General features: G+C 60.5%; 5 protein-coding genes. 3 read left to right on the top strand and 2 right to left on the bottom strand.

Annotation, left to right across the window (positions count from 1 at the left end):
• The coding region (gene tnpB, locus P0D80_RS49605; RefSeq protein ID WP_408295930.1) for an IS66 family insertion sequence element accessory protein TnpB at positions 1-132 on the bottom strand (132 nt) is incomplete at its 3' end.
• A gap of 540 nt (positions 133-672) precedes the next feature.
• On the bottom strand, positions 673-903 hold the full coding sequence (locus P0D80_RS52095) for a BglII/BstYI family type II restriction endonuclease (protein WP_494478672.1): 231 nt from the start codon (positions 901-903) through the stop codon (positions 673-675).
• Positions 904-1,293: 390 nt separating this feature from the next.
• Between P0D80_RS52095 and P0D80_RS49595 the strand changes: the two genes are divergently transcribed.
• From P0D80_RS49595 to P0D80_RS49585, 3 genes are all read left to right on the top strand, one after another.
• Positions 1,294-1,617, top strand: coding sequence for a hypothetical protein (locus tag P0D80_RS49595; protein ID WP_408295925.1), 324 nt, complete (start codon positions 1,294-1,296; stop codon positions 1,615-1,617).
• A gap of 6 nt (positions 1,618-1,623) precedes the next feature.
• Positions 1,624-1,941 (top strand): hypothetical protein, encoded by a 318-nt coding sequence (locus P0D80_RS49590; protein WP_408295923.1) that lies wholly within the window; start codon positions 1,624-1,626, stop codon positions 1,939-1,941.
• The coding region (locus P0D80_RS49585) for a recombinase family protein (protein WP_408295920.1) at positions 1,938-2,306 on the top strand (369 nt) is incomplete at its 3' end. The genes P0D80_RS49590 and P0D80_RS49585, both read left to right, overlap by 4 nt.

Here is a 2,306-nt window from a genome sequence, read left to right as displayed (position 1 = left end):
GAACACGGCACGCGCAAACGGGTCGAGTTGCATGGACTGCTCGACCAGTGCCACCAGGCTGTTGATACCGGCACGGAAGTCGATCGGCTCACGATGCAGGAAGACCTTCAGGTCCGCCTCGAACCGGAACATCAGCGCGCTCCCAACGCGGCAATCATCGCGCTCACGAGTCCGGCATCGTGTCCTGAACATTCGGGTTCAAGCATCACGCCGTTGGGCAATCTGGCCGACAGTCGTGCACCCTGCGTCGCCGGTGGCGACAGGTCTGCCAGATCAAGTTCAGGAGTGGGCCGCACAGCATGTGCCGTCGCCGGCACCGGCGCCGCGTCACCGACTGCGACGATCGGCACGAAGGCCGACAACCCGGCAGCAGCGTTGCCTCTCGCGCAGGAAGTTGCCCGACACGAAGCTCTCGCATCATTGATGCGCCCAATCGCTCCCAGTTGATCAGGTCGGCCAAACCGACCAACGGGTGCTTCAGGTTGATCTGTTCGCGCAGCGGTTGCCGGAAGAAATCTCCCTCCGTCAAAGGCGTCTTCGGTCCCATCTGCACCTCGTCAAGAATCGCAGGTTTCACGCATCAATATGCCAGGTCCCTGCAATTCCCACAACCGCATTTCGGTCTCAAAGCCTCACCCCGCAAGGCTTTGAAGATTGTTCAGGTCCGACTTCTTATCGCGACACAACCCCTTGTTGTTCCCGTTCAATTTCCATCGCAATCGGCTGATCGCCTTCGAATGTGCGAACGTGATCGACCTCGTGAGAAATCGATTCGCGCTCGATGCCATTGATGGTCTTCTTGATTTCGAAGTTGACCTTGAGCCAGTGCTTGGCGGCCAAGGACCGGCGCAGACGCTGCGTGCCTTTCGCTTCACCTCCACCTGACCCGATGATTTCCGTGATCGGAATATCGACCTCGATAAGACTCGCTTCGAGTTCCGTAACCGCATCGGGGAAATCTATTTAGAGAATGGCCTCGGCATGCGAGACAAATTCAATCTCGAAGCCTTTTCCTTTTGGCGATTCGAACATGCCTCATACCCTGCGGGCTGGAATCGCCGGATCCTAGCCGAAAGCTCTCGATACAGCCAGCACAGTTGTTGTCGCAAAACTCCTAAGTTTCGCAACACCACGCCGGCCGCCACCAAACCCTGATGTGGTCGTGCGCCGCGATGTTGCAAAACTTGGTCTCTCATTCATGGATATATGCAACTATAATGTGCAACGTGTCGCGCGGTAGTGGGCGTGCCGGGCGGACGATGTGAACCGGGACGCCCCCGCAAGGGGGTAACCATGTCGATAGAAACCAACGGTGATGTGCTGCTCGATGATGGCGAATACTTCGTGCAGCACAACGTCAACTATCCACCGGGCGCCGGCAACGGTTTCCTGATGCGTCGTTGCCAGTACGCCTTGACCACTCCGCAAGGGGTCGAATGCATCGGCGGCTACGATTTGAAGCTCGATGGCAAATGGCACGTGGAAATCGCCGGGTATCCCGATGACGGCGCCGATTGCCGCGTGATCGGCAGGTTCGACAACCGCCTCGATACGATCCACGCCCTCTGGCAGCATCGCCACGAGGCTGTAACCCGGTCTGCTGACAACGACAGGTAACAGGCGATGGTCAATACCTCAGCGCCAGGCTACAGCTACGAGATCAAGCCGCGCCCTGCCAGTCTGGGCGGAGGCTGGCGTCTGCTGCTTCTTGAGGACGGCACAGAAGTAGGCGGCGGTGTGTTCCCCGTCGACGCTGAAGCAGATCCGCAAGCCGGCCTGGACTGGTGGAGCAGAATCACCGGGTCCGAGCGCGGGCATTGGTTAGCCAAAGCCGGCAGCGCATGGCCGCGCGACGCATGGGATGCGTACCTTCAACAGTGCGCACACGACGACGCTCTCCACGAGGCGATGTCATGGCTCGAATCGCGAGGAAGCCAGTGAGAGACCCAGCCGATGTCGCCACGCGCGATATCGAGACCGGCGCATTCCTGATCGGATACGCCCGTGTCTCGACGCGCGATCAGGATCTTGGCAATCAGGAGGCGCAGCTGCGCGCGGCCGGTTGCGGCAAGGTCTTCGCCGAGAAAATCACCGGCACCCGCCGCGCGCGCCCGCAGCTCGACCGCATGCTTGACCACCTGCGTGCCGGCGACGTCATCGTTGTGACTCGCCTCGACCGGCTCGCGCGCAGTATCCGCGACCTGCTCGACATTGTTGAACGGATTCGCGACGCGGGCGCGGGCCTGCGCAGTCTCGCCGAGCCGTGGGCAGACACGACGACGCCGGCCGGCCGTATGGTGTTGACT

Source organism: Paraburkholderia sp. RL17-373-BIF-A (assembly GCF_046030175.1).
Lineage (GTDB): Bacteria > Pseudomonadota > Gammaproteobacteria > Burkholderiales > Burkholderiaceae > Paraburkholderia.
The sequence above is the reverse complement of the archived record's forward strand: the minus strand, read 5'-3'. Positions and strand labels throughout refer to the sequence as shown.